Here is a 20,229-nt window from a genome sequence, read left to right on the forward strand (position 1 = left end):
CGGTGGGGAGAAGCGGGAGCGCGCCGCTCCTGCCAACCAAGAATAACGATATGCGCGCACGTCAGTGATCCGGCAAACCGCGCTTCCAAGGGAGAACAACCAATGTGCGTCGCCTGCACCCATACCATCCACCGCGCCCAGCATAATTTTGGCTGGAACAAGGATTTCGAGCCCGCGCTCATCGCCAAGCCCGGTGAGACCATCCATTTCGAATGCCTGGATTCCTCCGGTGGCCAGCTCGGTGCCGGCTCGACGCTGGAAACACTCGCCGCGCTCGATTTCAACAAGATCAATCCGGTCACCGGCCCCGTCTATGTCGAAAGCGCGAAGCCCGGCGATGCACTGAAGGTAACGATCCGCCGCTTCATTCCGTCCGGCATTGGCTGGACCGCAAATATTCCAGGCTTCGGGCTGCTGGCCGACCAGTTCAAGGAGCCGGCCCTGCACATGTGGTCCTACGATCCGAACAGCATGGCGCCGTCGCTCTATGGCCCGGGCGGCAAGGTGCCGTTGAAACCCTTTGCCGGAACGATCGGCGTTGCACCGGCCGAACCCGGACTGCATTCCGTCGTGCCGCCGCGCCGCGTCGGCGGCAATCTCGATATTCGCGACCTGACATCGGGCGTGACGCTCTATCTTCCCGTCGAAGTCGAGGGCGCGCTGTTTTCGATCGGCGACACCCACGCCGCCCAGGGCGACGGCGAAGTCTGCGGCACTGCGATCGAAAGCCAGATGGAGGTCGAGGCAACGATCGAGCTGGTCAAGGACGCGCGCCTGCAAAGCCCGCGCTTCACCACCACCGAACCCGTTACCCGCCATCTCGACGGCATGGGCTACGAGGTCACGACCGGCATCGGCCCGGACCTGATGACCGGTGCGCGCGAAGCGCTGATGCGGATGATCGACCTGCTCGGCTCCGAACATGGCATGAACCCCGTCGATGCCTACCTGCTCTGCTCGGTCTGCGGCGATCTCAGAATCAGCGAGATCGTCGATATGCCCAATTGGGTCGTTTCCTTCTATTTCCCGAGGATCGTGTTCGCGTGACATCTGCTTTTCCCGTTTCCCCACCGGTCCTCACCATCGACAGGCTATGCGTCGATGCCCGCACGCCGGAAGGCCGCAGGCGCGTTCTCGACGATGTCAGTTTCGATTTGAGACTTGGGGAAACGCTCTGCATTGCCGGTGAAAGCGGGTCGGGCAAATCGGTGACCTCGCTTGCCATCATGGGGCTTTTGCCCAAGGCTTCCCTGCAGATCGCCTCCGGCAGCATTTCGCTTGAGGGCCGCGAACTGTCGCGGCTGTCCAACAGCGCGATGCGCAGCGTGCGCGGCGGCGATGTCGCGATGGTCTTTCAGGAGCCGATGACCTCGCTCAACCCGGTCATGTCAATCGGCGCGCAGCTGACCGAGGCCATTCGCGAGCATCAGGGATCGGAAGGCGGTAGTGCCGAGGCCGTCGCGATGCGCATGCTCGATGCCGTGCATATGACGGAGCCGGCCAAACGGCTGAAACAATATCCGCACGAACTGTCCGGCGGCATGCGCCAGCGAGTGATGATCGCCATGGCGCTCTCCTGCCGGCCGAAAGTGCTGATCGCCGACGAGCCGACAACGGCGCTCGACGTCACCGTGCAGGCGCAGATCCTCAAGCTGATGGACGAGCTGAAGCGCGAATTCGGCGCCTCGATCATCCTGATCACCCATGACATGGGCGTCGTCGCCCAGATGGCCGACCGCGTCGTCATCATGCAGGCCGGCCGCATCATCGAGCAGGGCGATGCCCTGCCGATCTTCAATGCCCCGGCGCAGCGCTATACCCAGGATCTGCTGGCCGCCGTTCCCCGGCTCGGCGCCCATGCCGGCACCGATGGCCCGCCGCGCATCAGCCCAATCACGGCGGATGCGAAGCCGCTCAAGCGCACACCGGTGCTGACCGTGCGCGCACTCGACGTTACCTATGGCAAGGCGGCAGGCTGGCTTTCCGGCAAAAAGCCACCTGCTTTAGCGGTCAGCGGTGTCTCCTTCGAGATCCTGCCCGGCCAGACGCTCGGCCTTGTCGGCGAAAGCGGCTCGGGCAAATCCACCACCGGCAAGGCTGTGCTCGGCCTCATTCCCTTTACCGGCGACGTTGTGATCGACGGCCAGAACATTGGCGGCCTCAGCCAGCGCCAGATGCGGCCGGTGCGGCGCAGCGCGCAGATGATATTCCAGGATCCCTACGCCTCGCTCGATCCGCGCATGGCGGTCGGTGCTGCCATTGCCGAGCCGCTGATCATCCATGGCCTTGCCAACAAGGGCGAGCGCGACGACCGCGTGGCCGAACTCCTGCGCCGCGTCGGCCTGCAGCCGGATGCGGCCAGCCGCTATCCGCACGAATTCTCCGGCGGCCAGCGCCAGCGCATCTGTATCGCCAGAGCACTGACGCTCGGACCCAAGCTGATCGTCGCCGATGAAAGCGTTGCAGCGCTCGATGTCTCGGTGCGCGCCCGCGTGCTCGACTTGATGCTGGAGCTACAGGAAACCATGGGGCTCGCCTATCTGCTGATTTCGCACGATATGGCCGTGATCGAGCGCATGTCGCACCATGTCGCCGTCATGCGCTCCGGCCGCATCGTCGAAATGGGATCGCGCCGCGCCGTCTTCGAAAACCCGGCGGATGCCTATACCCAGGCCCTGATGGCAGCCGTGCCGATCCCAGACCCGGCCCTGCGCAACGTGGCGTAAGGACGGCGAAAAATCTTATTAGCCGGCTTATCTTCTATCAGGCTTATGCCGGGGCTGCCAGCGAATCGCGTTCGATCAGGTTGCAGTCCATCTTGGTGAGCGGATAGGCGTCTCTGCCGAATCTGCGTCCCTTGCTGAGTTCTGAGACCGCCCAGGCGCCCATCGCGCGGTGCGGCAGGATCAAGGTGGAGAGCTGCGGGCGCAGGTGGCGGCAGAGTTCATCGTCGTCATAGCCGATGACGGAGACATCCTGCGGGATCTTCAGCCCGGCGTCGCGCAATGCGTTGTAGCAGCCGGATGCCATCTTATCGTTCTGGCAAAAGAACGCGGTCGGCCGGTCCTTCAGCGCCAGGAAACGCTGCGTCGCCTCGAAACCCGAGGTCGGCGACCAGTTGCCTTCGCCCACCAGCCCGGCATCATAGGCAATCCCGGCCTTGGCCAGCGCCCTCTTGTAGCCTTTCAGCCGGTCCTGCGCGGCCTCCATGAAGGGTTCGCCGACAATGGTCGCGATGCGGCGATGTCCAAGCCGGATCAGCGTTTCGGTGGCTGCAAAACCACCGGCGGCCTCATCGGGAACCACGGCGGGAAAGCCGCTGTCCGGCGCATAGCAATTCAACAGCACGACCGGGACCGGGAGCCCTTGGAGAAAGGCCGGCGGTGTCACCTGCCTGGTAAAGACCGTCATGTAGATCAGCCCCTCGATGCCGCTGCGCAGCATCGCCTCGACGGCCTTTTCCTCGCGCTCCGGATTGCCCATCGTCTGGGCAACGAGGATGGTCGCGCCTTCGTCCCAGGAGGCCTGCCTTGCGCCCTCGATCGCATTGACCGATTCCGGCGTGGTCGCCAGCTGATCGCAGATGAAGCCGATCGTGCCGTGGCTGCCGAGCACCGGCCGGTGAATGAGCGAGGACGCGCCATAACCCAGCGTGCGGGCCGCCTCGATGACCTTGCCGCGCGTGTCTGCTGAAATTGTCACGCCCGTCGCATTGTTGAGGACGAACGACACCGTTGCCTGCGAACAGCCCGCAAGCCGTGCCACATCCGTCATCGTCACGCGGCGCGGCGGCTTTTCATGTTTCGTCTTGGTCAAGGATGGCCTCTCCGGGTGCAGAGGAAAAACCTAGCTTATTTATTCTCATAAGCATATTGACTAATAATTATTAGTTGCACTAGGCTGGGCATAACGGAGGAGACCGATCATGAACGCACCGGCACGATTTGACCTGCAGGCCAATCTCAAGACGCTTAAGGAGGACGGCATCACCGGCCTGAAGGGCGCCTTTGCGCCCGACTGGGCCGATGCGATGCGCGAGGATATGATGACGGCCTTCTGGTCGGCCATCCAGCGTCCGGGCGGCGCGGTCGGCCGGGGCCCGCGACGCTGGTATGTGGAAATCCATCCGCAGAATTTCGGTGGCTTTGTCGATCTCATCATGCATCCGTGGGTGATCGCCATGTGCGAGAACACGCTGGGACCAGACTACCAGATCGTCGAAATCGGCCTGGATGTTCCGTTCGAAGGTGCGCGCTACCAGCCCTGGCACCGTGACTTCCCATCGCCGGAAGATACCTATGTGGACCGCCGCATCACCTCGCTCGCCTTCAACCTGACCGGCGTCGATGTCACGCCGGATATGGGTCCGTTCGAGATCGCACCCGGCACACAGTATGATGACGGCCGCGACTGGAAGCATGAGATGTTTCCGGACAAGGCGCTCTGGGGCAGGTTCCAGGACCGCGCCACCCGCAAGTTCCCGCAGCGCGGCGATATTTCCTGCCGCTCGGCGCTGACAGTTCATCGCGGCACCGAGCACCTGTCGCCAATCGCAAGGCCGGTCATGGTGCTCGGCGTCGATGCGCCGGGTGCTGGCCATGCCGAACTGCACGACATGATGGTGACGCAGGACTATTTCGACGCCCTGCCGGACATGGCCAAGAAGCACCTCGTCTGCCGCGTCGTCGATGAACTGGTGCCGATCAGCCAGAAGCATGACATCGAGGGGCTGGTGATGGGTGCCGATCCGGTGTGACCGATCCTCCGGCGAAGGCAGTTACGCGTCTTCGCCGGGATATTGCGAGGCCTTGAGCAGGCCGGCAAGATGCGCAGTGTTGCGGGCCAGCATGGAAATCATCGTCTCCACGGCCTCCGGCACCGTGTCGAGATCGACGAAATTGACCGATCCCATCGCCTCGCCGACCCAATAGGCGACCGCATTGGCCGGAATGGTGAAGCCGACATCGTTCAGCGCCTGATAGACCTCGGCCGAAACATGATGAGCGCCGTCCTCGTTGCCGACCACCGCGACGGCTGCAACCTTGCCATAGGAGACCATGCGCCCGGCCTCGTCGGTTTCATCCAGGAATGCATCCATGCGCTCCAGCGCCCGCTTGCAGACGCTGCCCGGCTGGCCCATCCAGATCGGCGTGCCCATGATCAGAATATCGGCCGCCAGAATTTGCCTGCGAATGTCAGGCCATGCGTCGCCGTCCCCCTCATCGGAGGTCACGCCCGGCTTGATATCGTGATCGGCAAGCCAGATCGTGTCGGTGCTGACATCGTATTTCCTGAACTCGGCTGCGATCAGGTCGAGCATATGGGCGGTTGAGGATTTTTCAGTCGAGGACGAGGATTTGAGCGTGCCGTTCAGGGCAAGGGCTTTCAGGGGCATTGGCTTTTCTCCGTTTGCATATGCCGCTAACGCGCCTTGGCCGGAAAAGATGCGGCCGGGCTCGGATTCCCCTTTTGTCTAACAGGCGGCCCGCTTGCGCGATCGGTGATTTCCTTCGATCGTGTTTCCGGCTAAGCAGGAGACAAAGACGACGGGAGGAAGCATGCGCAATATCATCGAAACCGTGGAAGCGCGCCGCGCCGAGGCGCGTCTTGGCGGCGGGCAGAAGCGCATCGATGCCCAGCATGCCAAGGGCAAGCTGACGGCGCGCGAGCGCATCGAGGTGCTGCTCGACGAAGGCTCGTTCGAAGAATACGACATGTATGTCACCCACCGGGCCGTCGATTTCGGCATGGCCGAGCAGAAGGTGGCCGGCGATGGCGTCGTCACCGGCTGGGGCACGATCAACGGCCGCCAAGTCTATGTCTTCTCCCAGGATTTTACCGTTCTCGGCGGCTCGCTGTCTGAAACCCATGCGCAAAAGATCTGCAAGATCATGGACATGGCTGTGCGCAACGGCGCGCCCGTGATCGGGCTGAACGATTCCGGCGGTGCCCGCATCCAGGAAGGCGTCGCCTCGCTTGCCGGCTATGCGGAAGTGTTCCGCCGCAATGCCGAGGCCTCCGGCGTTATCCCGCAGATTTCCGTGATCATGGGCCCCTGCGCCGGCGGTGCCGTCTATTCGCCCGCCATGACCGATTTCATCTTCATGGTGCGCGACACGTCCTACATGTTCGTCACCGGCCCCGACGTGGTGAAAACCGTCACCAACGAGATTGTCACGGCCGAGGAACTGGGTGGCGCCGGCACCCATACGAAGAGATCCTCGGTTGCCGACGCGGCCTATGAAAACGATATCGAGACCTTGGAACAGGTCCGGTTGCTGTTTAATTTTCTGCCGCTCAACAACCGCGAGAAACCGCCGGTCCGTCCGTTCCACGACGATCCCGCCCGCATCGAAAACCGGCTGGACACGCTGATCCCCGACAGTTCGGCGAAACCCTACGACATGAAGGAGCTGATCCACGCGGTCGCCGACGAAGGCGACTTTTTCGAGCTCCAGGAAGCCTTTGCCCGCAACATCATCACCGGCTTCATCCGGCTGGAGGGCCAGACCGTCGGCGTCGTCGCCAACCAGCCAATGGTGCTGGCCGGCTGCCTCGATATCGATTCGTCGCGCAAGGCCGCCCGTTTCGTGCGCTTTTGCGATGCCTTCTTGATCCCGATCCTAACGCTGGTCGATGTGCCCGGCTTCCTGCCTGGCGTGGCGCAGGAATATGGCGGCGTCATCAAGCACGGTGCCAAGCTTTTGTTCGCCTATAGCCAGGCGACGGTGCCGATGGTGACGCTGATCACCCGCAAGGCCTATGGCGGCGCCTATGACGTCATGGCCTCCAAACATATTGGCGCCGACGTCAACTATGCCTGGCCGACCGCCGAAATCGCCGTGATGGGCGCCAAGGGCGCCACCGAAATCCTCTACCGCTCCGAACTGGGCGACGCGGAAAAAATCGCCGCGCGCACGGCAGAATACGAGGTCAACTTCGCCAACCCGTTCAAGGCCGCCGAACGCGGCTTCATCGACGAAGTGATCATGCCCCACTCGTCACGCCGCCGCATCGCCCGCGCCTTTGCCTCGCTGCGCGGCAAGCGGCAGGAGCAGCTGTGGCGCAAGCACGATACGATCCCGTTGTGAGGTAGGATGCGCCACAACGCTCAGCCGTCATCCTCGGGCTTGACCCGAGGATCCACAGCCACACACTCCGCCGCAATGCCGGGCATGGATCCTCGGGTCAAGCCCGAAGATGACAGAGAAGAAAATGACGCCTTGGGAGAAAAGTGACGATCAGTGCTAGCGAAACCCCTGGCTGGCTTCCCATATCCCTTTTGTGCTCTCCTCTCGCGCACATCCCCGCTATCAAGGACCCAAAACCCATGACCGAAAAAAACCCCGCCGATAATTTTCCCGCCGGTTACGAAGTTCCCAAAGTCTGGACATGGGACAAGGGCAATGGCGGCGCATTCGCCAATATCAATCGGCCGATCGCCGGAGCAACGCAGGACAAGCCGCTGCCGACCGGCAAGCATCCGCTGCAGCTCTATTCGCTGGCGACGCCGAACGGCGTCAAGGTCACGATCATGCTGGAAGAGCTGTTGGAAGCGGGTCACACCGATGCCGAATACGACGCCTGGCCGATCCGGATCGGCGATGGCGACCAGTTCGGTTCAGGCTTTGTCGACGTCAACCCGAACTCGAAAATCCCGGCACTGATGGACCACGGCCCGAAGGGCGGCGGCGAGCCGGTGCGCGTGTTCGAATCCGCTTCGATCCTGCTCTATCTCGCTGAAAAGTTCGGCGCCTTCCTGCCGACGGAGCTTCGCGCCCGCACCGAGACCTTCAACTGGCTGTTCTGGCAGATGGGCTCGGCGCCGTTCCTCGGCGGCGGTTTTGGCCATTTCTATGCCTATGCGCCGATCCATATCAAATATGCCATCGACCGTTATGCCATGGAAGTGAAGCGCCAGCTCGACGTGCTCGACCGGCATCTCGCAGACAATCAGTTCCTCGCGGGCTCTGACTATACCATCGCCGACATGGCGACATGGCCCTGGTACGGCAATCTGGCGCTCGGCCAGGCCTATGGCGATGCCGGCACCTTCCTCGATGTGCAGAGCTACACGCATGTGCAGCGCTGGACGGCCGAGATCGCCGCCCGCCCGGCGGTCAAGCGCGGCCGCATGGTCAACCGCCTGAACGGCGACCCATCAGAACAGCTGCATGAGCGCCACGACGCCTCCGACTTCGAGACGAAGACGCAGGACAAGATCGCGCCGAACGGCGCGGCCAAGGCGTAAGGAGACCAAGATGGCCAAACGGCCCGAGATGACGAAACACAGGGGTTTTCCCTCCGGCTTGCCGGGCCATGGCCATCATTTCACCATCCGCCGGGCAAACGAGAAGGGCGTGACGCCGCTCAAGGTGCTGCAGCGCCTTGCCCGCCCGAACTCGATCGAACAGAAGGTCGATGCCGCCTTTTTGCATGCGCTCTGGCACCATTTCGGCGCAGAGCCGTTCGAGCGCGGCAATCTCGACGCCGGACGGCTCAACCTTCTGTTCGGCCGCGAGGTCGTGCCGGCGGCAGAGCCGTTCGATCCCACCTCCTATGAAGCCCTGCTGCGCATCAATGAAAAGGTGGCGCGCAAGAGTTTCCCGGAAGCCTTCGAAGACGTGATGGAAATCTGAGACCATGGCCAAGACCCCCGAAATGCCCAAGCATCGCGGCTTTCCCGCCGGCCTGCTCGGAACCCAGTGGCAGTTCACCCTGCGCCGGGCCAATTCCAAGGTCACGCCGCTGACCGCCTGGCCGCGGCACCGGACCATGGATCAATCGGTGGCACTTGCCGATATCGGCTTCGTGCAGGCGCTGTGGCAGTATTTCGGCACGGCGCCGTTCCAGCGCGGCAATCTCGACGGCGAGCGGCTCTGCCGCCTGTTCGGCCGCGAATTGCTTCCGGCCGAACGTGGCTTCGATCCGGCCTCCTACGAGGCGCTCCTGAAGTTCAACGAGCCGCTCGCCCGCAAGAATTTCCCGCAGGCGTTCGAGGACGAGAAGACGGATGCAGGCGCTGCGCGCGGCACCCGGAAAACTGCGGAATGAGCGAGGGCAGCCATCCATGATCCAGAAAATCCTCATCGCCAATCGCGGCGAGATCGCCTGCCGGGTGATCAAGACCGCCCGGAAAATGGGCATCGCCACCGTCGCCGTCTATTCCGATGCCGATGCCGAGGCGCTGCATGTGAGACAAGCCGACGAGGCCGTCCATATTGGTCCGGCGCCATCCAGCCAGTCCTATATCGTCATCGACAGGATCCTTGAGGCGATCCGCAAGACCGGGGCGGACGCGGTGCATCCGGGCTACGGCTTCCTGTCGGAAAATGCTGCGTTTGCGCAAGCCCTGGAGAAGGAAGGCATTGCCTTCATCGGCCCGCCTGTTGGCGCCATTCAGGCGATGGGCGACAAGATCACGTCGAAGAAGCTGGCGGCCGACGCCGGCGTTTCCACCGTGCCTGGCCATATGGGCCTGATTGCCGATGCCGATGAGGCCGTGACGATCTCGGCGTCGATCGGCTATCCCGTGATGATCAAGGCCTCGGCCGGCGGCGGCGGCAAGGGCATGCGCATCGCCTGGAACGATGCGGAAGCCCGCGAGGGTTTCCAGTCCTCGAAGAACGAGGCGAAGAATTCCTTCGGCGACGACCGCATTTTCATCGAGAAATTCGTCACCCAGCCGCGCCATATCGAAATCCAGGTGCTCGGCGACACCCATGGCACCGTGCTCTATCTCGGCGAGCGCGAATGCTCGATCCAGCGGCGCAACCAGAAGGTCATCGAGGAGGCCCCCTCGCCGTTCCTCGACGAAAAGACCCGCCGCGCCATGGGTGAACAGGCCGTCGCCCTGTCGAAGGCAGTCGGCTATCATTCGGCCGGCACCGTCGAATTCATCGTCGATGGCAGCAGAAACTTCTATTTCCTTGAGATGAACACCCGCCTGCAGGTCGAACATCCCGTCACCGAGCTGATCACCGGCATCGATCTGGTCGAGCAGATGATCCGCGTCGCCTCGGGCGAAAAGCTGGCCTTTGGCCAGGACGATATAAAGCTCAACGGCTGGGCGATCGAAAGCCGGCTTTATGCGGAGGATCCCTACCGCAATTTCCTGCCCTCGATCGGCCGCCTCTCCCGCTACCGGCCGCCCGCCGAAGGCACGACCCCCGCCGGCACCATCGTGCGCAACGATACCGGCGTGTTCGAGGGCGGCGAAATCTCGATGTATTACGACCCAATGGTCGCCAAGCTCTGCACCTGGGCTCCGGACAGAGTGACCGCCATCGATGCGATGAGTGCCGCACTTGACGATTTCGAGGTCGAGGGCATCGGCCATAACCTGCCGTTCCTCTCGGCCGTCATGCAGCACGACCGGTTCCGCTCAGGGCATATCACCACCGCCTTCATCGCCGAGGAATTCCCCGATGGTTTCCACGGTGTCGAGCCCGATGCGGCCTCGGCAGCCAGGCTCGCAGCGGTCGCCACGCTGGTGCATCAGGCGTTGCAGGACCGCGCCGTGCAGATTTCCGGCACGATCGGCAATCATCGCCGGGTGATCGGCAAGGATTGGGTCGTCACGTTTGCCGGCCAGGAACATGCGGTGTCGCTCGGCACGTCAGCGGACGGCCCCATGATCCGGCTGTCCGATGGCACCGTCCTTGCTGCCTCCGGCAGCTGGACGCCCGGCCGCAGCCACGCCACCTTTCATATCGGCGGGACCGCGATGGGCGTGAAGATCGATCGCGTCGGCACCGGCATCCGCCTGCGCTGGCGCGGCATCGATATCACCGCCCATGTGCGCAGCCCGCGCGTCGCTGAACTTGCCCGGCTGATGCCGGTCAAGCTGCCGCCGGATACGTCGAAGATGCTGCTCTGCCCCATGCCCGGCGTCATCACCGCCGTTACGGTTGTTTCGGGCGAAACCGTCGAAGCCGGCCAGGCGCTGGCGACGGTGGAAGCGATGAAAATGGAAAACATTCTACGCGCCGAACGCCGTGGCATCGTCAAGCGTGTCGCGGTTTCCGCCGGCACCAGCCTTGCGGTGGATGAGCTGATCATGGAGTTCGAGTAGTGCTTGCCTGGGAAGAAGTGAGCCCCTCACCTGCAATTTCTGACACTTCGTTGAAGCTAAAATGTTGAAATTGCTTCCTCTCCCGCAGCGGAGAGGTACGATGGGAAAGCTCGGGGTTCTACCTCTCCCCTTGCGGGAGAGGATACAAAATCAAGATCTTAGCTTTAGCTAAGTCTTAGATTTTGTTGGTGAGGGGGGAGGACAATGTTTCGACGCTCCTTAGAAAGCAAAAAACGCGCTCTCGATCGCAGATGGCCAACCGCCGCATGTTGACGAATAAAGGGATGCAGAGCCATGTCCGATAAACACCCCCTCGCCGACTGGGCAACCCTTGCCGAACGCGAGCTGAAATCCCCGCCCGAGACGCTCACCTGGCAGACGCCGGAGGGCATTGCCGTCAAGCCGCTCTATACCGAGGCCGATCTTGAAGCCGCTGGTCATCTCGGCTCGCTGCCGGGGCTGTCCCCCTTCACCCGCGGCCCGCGCGCCACCATGTATGCCGGGCGGCCCTGGACCATCCGGCAATATGCCGGCTTTTCCACCGCCGAAGCCTCAAATGCCTTTTACCGCAAGGCGCTGGCGAGCGGCCAGCAGGGCGTTTCCGTCGCCTTCGACCTGGCCACCCATCGCGGTTATGATTCGGATCATCCGCGCGTCGAGGGCGATGTCGGCAAGGCCGGCGTGGCGATCGATTCGGTCGAGGACATGAAGATCCTGTTCGACGGCATACCGCTGGAAAAAATCTCCGTCTCGATGACCATGAACGGCGCCGTCGTCCCGATCCTGGCCTCCTTCATCGTGGCGGGCGAGGAGCAGGGTGTGCCGCGTGCGCAATTATCGGGCACGATCCAGAACGACATTCTCAAGGAGTTCATGGTTCGCAACACCTATATCTATCCGCCCGAACCCTCGATGCGGATCGTTGCCGATATCATCGACTATACCGCCCGCGAAATGCCGAAGTTCAACTCAATCTCGATTTCTGGCTATCACATGCAGGAGGCAGGGGCGACGCTGGTGCAGGAACTGGCCTTCACACTGGCCGATGGCCGCGAATATGTCCGTGCTGCCATCGCCAAGGGGTTGAGTGTCGATGAATTCGCCGGCCGCCTGTCGTTCTTCTTTGCCATCGGCATGAATTTCTTCATGGAAGCCGCCAAGCTGCGCGCGGCCCGGCTGCTCTGGACCCGCATCATGGAAGGCTTTCATCCCAAGAAACAGTCCTCGCTGATGCTGCGCACCCATTGCCAGACATCGGGTGTCTCCCTGCAGGAACAGGACCCCTATAACAACATTATCCGCACTGCATTCGAGGCGATGTCGGCGGTGCTCGGCGGCACCCAGTCTCTGCACACCAACTCCTTCGATGAAGCCATTGCGCTGCCTACCGAATTCTCCTCGCGCATTGCCCGCAACACCCAGTTGATCCTGCAGCACGAGACCGGCGTCACCAAGGTTGTCGATCCATTAGCCGGCTCATATTATGTCGAGAGCCTGACGGCCGAGCTTGCTGACAAGGCCTGGGCGCTGATGGAAGAGGTCGAGGCGCTGGGCGGCATGACCAAGGCGGTGGCCGACGGCTTGCCCAAGCGGTTGATCGAACAGGCGGCCACCCGCCGCCAGGCCGCCGTCGACAAGGGCGAAGAGGTCATCGTCGGCGTCAACAAATACCGGCTGGAGACCGAGGACGATCTCGACATTCTGGATATCGACAATGCTGCGGTGCGCACCGCCCAGATCAGGCGCATCGAAGAGACGCGCAGACGCCGCGACAGCGCCGCGGTTCAGGCAGCGCTGGAAGCGTTGACGCAGATTGCCCGCACCGGTGATGGCAACATCCTAGAAGCGGCCGTCACCGCTGCCCGCGCCCGTGCCACCGTTGGCGAAATCTCCGATGCGCTGCGCATCGTCTTCGGCGATCACACCGCCGTTCCTGAAGTCGTCAGCGATATCTATGGTGATGCCTACAAGGACGAGCCGGAACTGGCAGTGCTGTCGGCCCGGCTGTCCGGCTTTTCGCAGACGACTGGCCGCAAGCCGAAGATCATGGTCGCCAAGCTCGGCCAGGACGGCCACGATCGCGGCGCCAAGATCATCGCCTCGGCTTTTGGCGATATCGGCTTCGATGTGCTAGCTGGCCCGCTGTTTCAGACGCCGGAAGAAGCCGCCGATATGGCTGTCAGTGCCAGGGTGCATGTCATCGGCATGTCGTCGCTTGCTGCGGGTCACAAGACGCTGGCGCCGCAGCTGATCGAGGCGCTGAAAGCCAAGGGTGCTGCGGATATCATCGTCGTGGTCGGCGGCGTCGTACCGCGCCAGGATTACCAGTTCCTGCTCGACCACGGCGTCGCCGCAGTCTTTGGCCCCGGCACCAATGTCATGGAGGCCGGAAGGGCGGTTCTTGACCTCTTGGAAGGCCGACTGCGCAACGCGTGAGGGGTGAATTCGCCATAATTTTTCATCGCTGAAAAGTTGTGCTTCCGATTTTGCGGAAATGCCGCATTCTGTCTGCGTGCTCGGGTGATTCGCCTCATGTGCCTGCGTTCAGGCCGGATTGAGAGCAGAACGACAACGCTAAATGATTTAGCCGGGGGGCAGCGCGATGCAGAAGCGTGACGACGTCGAAAACTGGGCAGTTTACAGGGCACAACAAATTCTGATGCGCGAGGGCATGGACCTTGCCTTGTCGGCGCGCGACTTTGACAGCGGCACGGTGAGGGCCAAGGGCAAGCTCCTTGCCATGGCTATCGCCGCCTCGCTGGTCGAAGCCTCCGCAGTCAGGGCGGAATGACCGGAACGACGCTGGAGCTTGATCGGCAGTGGCACTGTCCGGCCGGTCGTTCTCCGGCTTAGGACCCCTAGATCTGGCAATTGCCATCGCTCTTTGAGGCGTTACACTACCGGTCGAAATGGGTGTGTTTCGAACGATAGGGTGGAGCGATGTCGTTTCTATCGGACATGGCCTTGAATCAGAGTGAAATTGAAGTGGTGTGCGGCGCGCTGGAAGAATGGTGCGAGCATACCCGCACGGAAGTGGACAGCGATGACGGCCGCGACGTCGCCACCGTCATGCTCGGCCTCTACAAGACCGGCCATGGCACCAAGGGCTCGATCCTGGCGGCGATGCGCCGGGTCAGCGGCGAGTAGACCAACGCCGTTTCTCGCTCGGATGCTGCTGCCAGTTCGCAGGGGATTGACGGCGAAAGTTTGTCTTTGAAATCAATCCGGCAAACGCGAATTTTCCCCATCCGGCTGAAAGCTTTAAACTGTTTTTGACCGGATATATTCAAGGGAAGCCCGCCGACTTGGAGACAACGATAGACTGGATGGGGACGGCAACCGCTGACCCGTTCGTGCGTTGCGCAGGTCCAATCAGGTGAACATCTCTGTGGCGGCTGCTTGACGCCGGTGTCAGTTGACGCTGACGGGCTTGGAGCGCATGCGCGACACCGTCTCGCGTTCGGCCCGTTTGCAGCGCATCGGCGGCAGGTTGCGGTCCATGAGGTCCATGTCCTCCAGCACCATGTCGCCCATCTTCTTGAAGGCACTGTCGAGCGCGCCGGCCCGATGGGCGGAGCGCAGGAAACCCTTGAGGCTGCGGACGGGATGATCGAGCGGCAGCGGCTCATCGGGATAGACATCGCTCGCAGCAACGATATGGCCGCTGGCGACCGCCGCCATCAGCGCGTCGAAATCGACGACATTGGCGCGGCTGAGCAGGATGAAGGCAGCGCCCAGCCGCATGCTGGCAAAGGCTTCGGCGCCGAGGAAATGCTGGTTCTCGCTGGTGACGGCCGCCACGACGAAGATGAAGTCGCTCTTTGTCAGCACATCCTTAAGGCTCGATGGCACAACGCCGTTGTCGATGAGGATCGAGGGCGGCATCCAGGGATCGTAGACGCGGGTCTGGGTGCGGAAACCGGAGAGCACGCGGTTCAGCGCCTTGCCGAGATCGCCGAACCCGATAATGCCGACATCGGCGCCGGAGAGCAGCCGCGCCCTGGCATTGCCCTCGCCGCCCCAAAGCTCTCGGCCATTGCGAAAATCCACATCCGCATCGACGATGCCGCGGGCAATGTTCAACGCCATGGCAAGCCCCATCTCGGCCACCGGCTCGGCAAACACCTGCCCTGTCGTGACCACATGGATGCCGCGGGCAAACAGGATTTCATAGGGCATGTTGTTGATGAGATTGCTTTCGACATTGAGAATGCAGCGAAGGTTCGGCATGCGCGCCAATGTTTCGGCGGTGAGTGGCGGCTGGCCGATAATGTAGCGCGCCTCGCCCAGGACCGCATCGCCAAGCCCGGCAATATCATCCGGATCCGCCTCGACGATCCGGTATCTTGCCGTCAACAGCGCCAGCGCAGGCGGGGTGAAGATCAGATCGAGCGTGCGCGGTTCCGGTGCGCAGATGGCGAGCGGCCGTTGCGTTTCAGGCATGATGTCGTCTCCCTGGCCGGGCAGAAAGCCCGGCACTCCTCATGCCAAAACGTTGTATTGATCATATTGCGATTTGCAAGGCGCCCGGTTGCCCTATCCATAGTCAGCCCATCGATAGTCGGGCACTCAGTAATTGAAGCCGCGCAGCTGGCGTTCGATCGATGGGGGAAGGCGCATCGACCGGAAGGCAGGGCCGTCGCCGCGGCGGCAGGAATTGACGGTATCATAGACCGGGTCGAGGCTCGTGATGTGGCGCTTGACCAGCACCTGCTCGCATTTCAGGCGCTTGGCATCTTCAGCCTGCTCCTGCGTCGTCACGCCCGGAAGATCACTGAAAACCTGGGCAAACTGCAGGGGTTCGGGAGACACCGAGCCTGCTGCGGCAGGATGTACGGACACGATCAAAGCCATGGAAAAAAGAACAGCCTTCGGGATCAACATCTCAAGCTCCAAGCCTGCCCGACAGGGTCACCACTCTCCCCCGGGCGTCAAGGAGACGGTATCGTTTCCGGTGAACTTGCGCTATAGCCCAACGACTTGAACGAGAGCGCGGCATTTTCCCGGCTGATGTGGGGTTTTCCATGGCAAATACAATACGGCTTCACGAAGGCGACATTTCAGTTGAAGACGCCGCCCGCTACAAGGGGGCGATTGCCATCGACACCGAAACGCTCGGCCTTATTCCGCGCCGCGACCGGCTCTGCCTCGTGCAGCTTTCGCCGGGCGACGGCACCGCCGACGTAATCCGGATCGCCAAGGGCCAGACGCAGGCACCCAACCTCACCGCCATGCTGGAAGACCCGGCCCGGCAGAAGATTTTCCATTTCGGCCGTTTCGACATTGCCGTGCTGTTTCAAACCTTTGGGGTCACGGCGGCGCCGGTGTTCTGCACCAAGATCGCCTCGCGGCTGACACGCACCTATACCGACCGGCATGGGCTGAAGGACAATCTGAAGGAAATGCTCGAGGTTGATATTTCCAAGCATCAACAGTCGTCCGACTGGGCCGCCGATAAACTCTCGCAGGCGCAGCTCGAATATGCTGCGTCCGACGTGCTTTATCTGCATGCGCTGCGCGACAAGCTGACGGCGCGGCTGATCCGCGATGGCCGCGCCGAACATGCCGACGCCTGCTTTGCCTTTCTGCCCACCCGCTCCAAGCTCGACCTTCTGGGCTGGGACGAAACGGATATATTCGCGCATAGCTGATGCCGCGGAATTGCGTGATCGCCAAACGAGGTTAATCAAGCATTAAAGGTTGCCCTTTACTGTCAGCTTTATCCCACGTTGCAGATCGCGCGGAGCAGCCATGATCACCCCCCTCCAGGCGAGTGCCGGAACAGTTTCCACCACGCTGATGCAGTCGATGATCGACCAGGCGGACGAAAAGCGTATTGAAGACGAAAAGAAGGCGCGCAAGGACACCAAAGAGGACGACATCCTCAAGGCGCGCATGTCCGCCAGCAAGAGCCATGCGGCGCTGAACGACAAGGTCAACGCCCATTTCTTCGGCGCCTTAAAGAGCGACGACAATCCGATGGCGCAGTTGATCTCGCGCTTTTTGAACGTTTTGGGGGTAGAGCGCGGCAAGGATGAGACCGATCTGGATTTCGGCACCCGCGTCGAGGATTCGCTGACGCTGGTTCAGATGATCGGCAAGAAGGAAGCCAATCTTCCCATCGTTTCGCCCATTCCCGGCGGCGCACAGGAAATCACGCTGGCCCGTTTCCGCGTCTCCGTCGATGACATCGATGCCGTTCTGAACGGTACCGCCGAAGAGGCGACCGACATGGCCAAGATGGCGGCGCGTTTTGTGACCCAATATGGCTTGACGCAGAACGAAGGCGAAGAGGACATAGTTTACAGCAAGCGCATCGGCGAGACGATGGCGAGTGCACGTAAATCGATGCCTGCCAGCATCGAGGAACTGGAAACCAAGACCGGCCTGCGCGATCTCGGCATTACAGCCGCCCAGATGGTGGATGCGATCAAGCGCCCCTCTGGAACCCAGGCGAAAATCATCCAGGAAGTCCTTGACGATGACGCACGCTCAAACGGCACCTCGGCGCAGGATGCCCAGATTGCGATCCAGCGGCTGGAAGACATCGCCGATCCGAAATCCATCGAAGAATTGAAGCTGGCGCGAACGCAGCAGCCGGACCCGACCCGCGTCGAGACCGCAGAAACGCGGCAAGAGCGCGAAGAGGACATTCGCAAGCTGGAAGCCGGCGAAAAGCTGGAGGACGTCAAGGACGTTCAGGAGACGATCGAAAAGGTCAACGACGCCCTGCTCAACGCTCCCGGAAACACGGGCACGCCGGCCGTTGACGGCAAGCCTGTTGCAGAAATTGTCACATCCGGCGACCTGCTTTTGACCTTGGCCGCCGGCGCCGAAATGGCGGAAATTCAAGACGAGGCAGAAAGTGCCGCTGCCAGCAACAGCGCGGCAGGCAAGGCCGACGCGGCCGGCCCGGAAGCCGGATCGACGGAAACGTCCGACGAGGCCAAGGACGAGGCAGAAGCGGCCGTTACCCTCGCCCGCGCGGGCCCCGGAGATGCCGGAACGCCAGGGGGCGAGGACGGGCAGGCAAGCGGCATCCTGCCGGTCAGCCTGGACGAAAACGGCATTTACGAAATTCTGAAGCGCCAGGCCGAAGCGACACGGACTGCCTGATCAGGTTTTGCGCCTGACGATGCCAAGGCGAGCCATCACTTCTTTCGGGATACCATAGCGCTGGACGGCATCGCGGTTTGAGCGCAGGCCGCAGATTTCGCGCTGGATGAAGAAGGCCCAGACGACATCTGCGGCATCATCCAGCAATTGCTCGCGCCGCTCCGGCGTGGTTGCGGGATCGCTCAGCACGCTCAAGGCGGCAATCGCTCTTTCCACCTTCAATCCATGGCGGCCAAGCGCATCGGCCCGCTCCGACATCAGCTCGTATTCGAGCAGGTTGAGGCCGGTATCCCGGCTCAAGGATGGCGACAGCGATTGCGGCGGACGAACCGTCATCTTGCAGGCTCCACGATAGACCAGAGCCAAAGATGGGGCGGGATCGCCGCCCAGGCAATATCTTATTTTATCCTATTTCGCGCGGGCGCGGATTTCCTCAAAACGCCAATCCCGCCGCAGATCGCCATTCCGCCAAACGGTTTCGAGATGATTCTGGCGGTCCTTGAGCTCATCGAGCCGTACAGCCTCAAGGCCGCCGAGACCGTTGACGACGGCCTGGCGTCCTGCCTTGGAGGCCTTGACGTTCATGGTGGCTGGGCGCTTGAAAACGTCATGCCATGTGCCGGTCTCGTCGAGCCGCGCATTGGTTTTCATGGCGAAGGAATAGGTATCGCGATTGACCTTCTGCAACAGCGCGCCGCCCATGCCGAAGGCGATATTTTCCGCCGAAAAGCCGAAGGCTTCCAGCCGGCCGAGGATCTGGCTGATATCGGCGGTGGAAATGCCGTCGCCCTGGATCACCCGGACGGATTTGTCGAGCACCTTGTAGCCCTTGCCATTCAGCGACGAGCCGAAATGATAGTCGAGCTGCTTGATCACATGCACCGGCGTCTCGATCGGATCGCCGCTATCGGGCCGGATGACCACCGTACCGCCGCTTGCCCTCACCTTTTCGCGCAGCTGCTCGCCCCAGATTTCCGAGACGGCGTAATTGATGTCGTAGCTATCCGACACCACGGCGAACATGCCGCCGCCGGCAAAGCGATCGATCATGTTGGAATAGGCTTCCGCTTCCCGCTCCACGCCCCAGGCGGTCATGGTCGAATGTTCGGAGGCGGGGATCGAGAACCCGGCCATTTCGGCGCCATAGTAACGCCGCGCATAGAGAACGCCTGTCACGGTATCCGTGCCCATGAAATTGACGAGATGGGCTGCTCCGCCAAGACCGGCCTGTTCGAGAGCGCCGACGCCACGGGCGCCAAAATCGTGCAGGCGGAACGGCAGGGCTGCTTCCGGATCGTCGCAGGTTTTTTCCAGAACCGGCCGGATGATCTGCTTGATCTTGCGGGCATTGCTGGCGACCGAGGACGGATACCAGACGGCGCGCAGGAGTGCGGTTTCGATATAGGAGGTGAGCCAGAAGCTCTCCGGATCGGTATTGAGGATCTGCACCATCGGCACGCCACGGCGCAAAAGCGTTCCCTCCGGCAGAGCCTGGATCTCGAGCGGCAGGTAGCCGCCGAAATGATCGACGATGCGCATCCAGCCGGCGCGATTGAACGGCAGGCCATGGGCGACGACAACTGCTTCGGCCTCATCGACATCGGCGGATGTCACCGGCTTGCCGAGATACTCCTTCAGGAACATCTGCAGGCCGAAGAACACGACGTCGGCCTGATCCGGATGCCCGCGCGTCTCGATATAGGCGCAGATACCTTTCGTGCCGGGCGGATATTGCAGGAAATGGCTGAACTTGTAGCTGTCGGTGTTGAGGATCAGGTTGGTCAGGTTCATCGCATTCCCCCCGAAAGCAATTCCAAGCAGCGCCGCGAACTGCGGCGGCGCAGGGCCAAGATGTACGCGAGCCGCCAAGAGGCGGCAAGGGCCAACGGGCGGCCTGCCAGTCGCGGCAATCAGCCCGCGTCATGGTTAATATTCTGTCAATCATTCCACCTTAAGATGGGGAATACAAAGCCCGGCAACTTCGGTTGCACGCCGCAGCCGCAGTCCAGTATGGCCCGTGAACGCGCCGCCGGGCTTGC

General features: G+C 62.0%; 19 protein-coding genes. 13 read left to right on the forward strand and 6 right to left on the reverse strand.

From position 1 onward, the window contains the following. Nucleotides 1-102 precede the first annotated feature (102 nt). Both PYR65_RS00360 and PYR65_RS00365 read left to right on the forward strand, forming a co-directional pair. Nucleotides 103-1,047, forward strand: a complete 945-nt coding sequence (locus PYR65_RS00360; RefSeq protein WP_276119466.1) for an acetamidase/formamidase family protein — start codon at nt 103-105, stop codon at nt 1,045-1,047. Then, nucleotides 1,044-2,726, forward strand: coding sequence for an ABC transporter ATP-binding protein (locus PYR65_RS00365; protein ID WP_276119467.1), 1,683 nt, complete (start codon nt 1,044-1,046; stop codon nt 2,724-2,726). The genes PYR65_RS00360 and PYR65_RS00365 overlap by 4 nt, the downstream gene beginning before the upstream one ends. Before the next feature lie 43 nt (nt 2,727-2,769). Here PYR65_RS00365 and PYR65_RS00370 read toward each other — a convergent pair whose 3' ends face one another. Further along, nucleotides 2,770-3,816, reverse strand: coding sequence for a LacI family DNA-binding transcriptional regulator (locus PYR65_RS00370; protein WP_328518495.1), 1,047 nt, complete (start codon nt 3,814-3,816; stop codon nt 2,770-2,772). A gap of 109 nt (nt 3,817-3,925) precedes the next feature. Here PYR65_RS00370 and PYR65_RS00375 point away from each other — a divergent pair, with 109 nt between their 5' ends. Beyond that, entirely contained in the window at nt 3,926-4,756 is an 831-nt protein-coding gene (locus PYR65_RS00375; protein WP_276119468.1) for a phytanoyl-CoA dioxygenase family protein, read from the forward strand. Nucleotides 4,757-4,777: 21 nt separating this feature from the next. Here the strand turns inward: PYR65_RS00375 and PYR65_RS00380 are convergent, their stop codons facing one another. Continuing rightward, nucleotides 4,778-5,395 carry a flavodoxin family protein gene (locus PYR65_RS00380; protein ID WP_276119469.1) on the reverse strand — a complete coding sequence of 206 codons (618 nt, stop codon included), beginning with the start codon at nt 5,393-5,395 and terminating at the stop codon, nt 4,778-4,780. 163 nt (nt 5,396-5,558) lie between these two features. Between PYR65_RS00380 and PYR65_RS00385 the strand changes: the two genes are divergently transcribed. The 8 genes from PYR65_RS00385 (at nt 5,559) to PYR65_RS00420 (ending at nt 14,221) form a co-directional block, all read left to right on the forward strand. Further along, complete coding sequence (locus PYR65_RS00385) at nt 5,559-7,091, forward strand: acyl-CoA carboxylase subunit beta (RefSeq protein ID WP_276119470.1); 1,533 nt, start codon at nt 5,559-5,561, stop codon at nt 7,089-7,091. 239 nt (nt 7,092-7,330) lie between these two features. Beyond that, nucleotides 7,331-8,251, forward strand: coding sequence for a glutathione-dependent disulfide-bond oxidoreductase (gene yghU, locus PYR65_RS00390; protein ID WP_276119471.1), 921 nt, complete (start codon nt 7,331-7,333; stop codon nt 8,249-8,251). A 10-nt stretch (nt 8,252-8,261) separates the two neighbouring features. Then, nucleotides 8,262-8,639, forward strand: a complete 378-nt coding sequence (locus PYR65_RS00395; RefSeq protein WP_060637947.1) for a hypothetical protein — start codon at nt 8,262-8,264, stop codon at nt 8,637-8,639. A 4-nt stretch (nt 8,640-8,643) separates the two neighbouring features. After that, nucleotides 8,644-9,054, forward strand: coding sequence for a hypothetical protein (locus PYR65_RS00400; RefSeq protein WP_276119472.1), 411 nt, complete (start codon nt 8,644-8,646; stop codon nt 9,052-9,054). 16 nt (nt 9,055-9,070) lie between these two features. Continuing rightward, entirely contained in the window at nt 9,071-11,074 is a 2,004-nt protein-coding gene (locus tag PYR65_RS00405; protein ID WP_276119473.1) for an acetyl-CoA carboxylase biotin carboxylase subunit, read from the forward strand. Between the two features lie 294 nt (nt 11,075-11,368). Beyond that, complete coding sequence (gene scpA, locus PYR65_RS00410; protein WP_276119474.1) at nt 11,369-13,510, forward strand: methylmalonyl-CoA mutase; 2,142 nt, start codon at nt 11,369-11,371, stop codon at nt 13,508-13,510. A 166-nt stretch (nt 13,511-13,676) separates the two neighbouring features. Next, on the forward strand, nt 13,677-13,865 hold the full coding sequence (locus tag PYR65_RS00415; RefSeq protein WP_276119475.1) for a hypothetical protein: 189 nt from the start codon (nt 13,677-13,679) through the stop codon (nt 13,863-13,865). 173 nt (nt 13,866-14,038) lie between these two features. Further along, nucleotides 14,039-14,221 (forward strand): hypothetical protein, encoded by a 183-nt coding sequence (locus tag PYR65_RS00420; protein ID WP_156383136.1) that lies wholly within the window; start codon nt 14,039-14,041, stop codon nt 14,219-14,221. A gap of 264 nt (nt 14,222-14,485) precedes the next feature. Here the strand turns inward: PYR65_RS00420 and PYR65_RS00425 are convergent, their stop codons facing one another. Beyond that, nucleotides 14,486-15,517 (reverse strand): hydroxyacid dehydrogenase, encoded by a 1,032-nt coding sequence (locus PYR65_RS00425; RefSeq protein ID WP_276119476.1) that lies wholly within the window; start codon nt 15,515-15,517, stop codon nt 14,486-14,488. Between the two features lie 126 nt (nt 15,518-15,643). After that, nucleotides 15,644-15,958, reverse strand: coding sequence for a hypothetical protein (locus PYR65_RS00430; RefSeq protein WP_060637941.1), 315 nt, complete (start codon nt 15,956-15,958; stop codon nt 15,644-15,646). 140 nt (nt 15,959-16,098) lie between these two features. Here PYR65_RS00430 and PYR65_RS00435 point away from each other — a divergent pair, with 140 nt between their 5' ends. Both PYR65_RS00435 and PYR65_RS00440 read left to right on the forward strand, forming a co-directional pair. After that, nucleotides 16,099-16,725 carry a ribonuclease D gene (locus PYR65_RS00435; protein ID WP_060637940.1) on the forward strand — a complete coding sequence of 209 codons (627 nt, stop codon included), beginning with the start codon at nt 16,099-16,101 and terminating at the stop codon, nt 16,723-16,725. 100 nt (nt 16,726-16,825) lie between these two features. Continuing rightward, nucleotides 16,826-18,190, forward strand: coding sequence for a hypothetical protein (locus PYR65_RS00440; protein ID WP_276119477.1), 1,365 nt, complete (start codon nt 16,826-16,828; stop codon nt 18,188-18,190). On the opposite strand, the gene PYR65_RS00445 is transcribed toward PYR65_RS00440, so the two are convergent. Then, on the reverse strand, nt 18,191-18,526 hold the full coding sequence (locus PYR65_RS00445; protein WP_276119478.1) for a DUF6665 family protein: 336 nt from the start codon (nt 18,524-18,526) through the stop codon (nt 18,191-18,193). Nucleotides 18,527-18,598: 72 nt separating this feature from the next. Further along, a complete protein-coding gene (locus PYR65_RS00450) occupies nt 18,599-19,981 on the reverse strand; it encodes a nicotinate phosphoribosyltransferase (protein WP_276119479.1) in 1,383 nt (460 codons plus the stop codon). Nucleotides 19,982-20,229: the final 248 nt, after the last annotated feature.

Origin of the sequence: Pararhizobium qamdonense, assembly GCF_029277445.1 — a bacterium.
In the GTDB taxonomy this organism is placed as follows: domain Bacteria; phylum Pseudomonadota; class Alphaproteobacteria; order Rhizobiales; family Rhizobiaceae; genus Pararhizobium; species Pararhizobium qamdonense.

Bases quoted from the DNA above. Each gene is read 5' to 3' on its own strand.
- PYR65_RS00440 (WP_276119477.1), top strand. From the start codon at position 16,826: ATGATCACCCCCCTCCAGGCGAGTGCCGGAACAGTTTCCACCACGCTG.
- PYR65_RS00445 (WP_276119478.1), bottom strand. From the start codon at position 18,526: ATGACGGTTCGTCCGCCGCAATCGCTGTCGCCATCCTTGAGCCGGGAT.
- PYR65_RS00380 (WP_276119469.1), bottom strand. From the start codon at position 5,395: ATGCCCCTGAAAGCCCTTGCCCTGAACGGCACGCTCAAATCCTCGTCC.
- PYR65_RS00360 (WP_276119466.1), top strand. From the start codon at position 103: ATGTGCGTCGCCTGCACCCATACCATCCACCGCGCCCAGCATAATTTT.
- PYR65_RS00385 (WP_276119470.1), top strand. From the start codon at position 5,559: ATGCGCAATATCATCGAAACCGTGGAAGCGCGCCGCGCCGAGGCGCGT.
- PYR65_RS00415 (WP_276119475.1), top strand. From the start codon at position 13,677: ATGCAGAAGCGTGACGACGTCGAAAACTGGGCAGTTTACAGGGCACAA.
- PYR65_RS00425 (WP_276119476.1), bottom strand. From the start codon at position 15,517: ATGCCTGAAACGCAACGGCCGCTCGCCATCTGCGCACCGGAACCGCGC.
- PYR65_RS00450 (WP_276119479.1), bottom strand. From the start codon at position 19,981: ATGAACCTGACCAACCTGATCCTCAACACCGACAGCTACAAGTTCAGC.
- PYR65_RS00400 (WP_276119472.1), top strand. From the start codon at position 8,644: ATGGCCAAGACCCCCGAAATGCCCAAGCATCGCGGCTTTCCCGCCGGC.
- PYR65_RS00405 (WP_276119473.1), top strand. From the start codon at position 9,071: ATGATCCAGAAAATCCTCATCGCCAATCGCGGCGAGATCGCCTGCCGG.
- PYR65_RS00375 (WP_276119468.1), top strand. From the start codon at position 3,926: ATGAACGCACCGGCACGATTTGACCTGCAGGCCAATCTCAAGACGCTT.
- PYR65_RS00395 (WP_060637947.1), top strand. From the start codon at position 8,262: ATGGCCAAACGGCCCGAGATGACGAAACACAGGGGTTTTCCCTCCGGC.
- scpA (WP_276119474.1), top strand. From the start codon at position 11,369: ATGTCCGATAAACACCCCCTCGCCGACTGGGCAACCCTTGCCGAACGC.
- yghU (WP_276119471.1), top strand. From the start codon at position 7,331: ATGACCGAAAAAAACCCCGCCGATAATTTTCCCGCCGGTTACGAAGTT.
- PYR65_RS00435 (WP_060637940.1), top strand. From the start codon at position 16,099: ATGGCAAATACAATACGGCTTCACGAAGGCGACATTTCAGTTGAAGAC.
- PYR65_RS00430 (WP_060637941.1), bottom strand. From the start codon at position 15,958: ATGTTGATCCCGAAGGCTGTTCTTTTTTCCATGGCTTTGATCGTGTCC.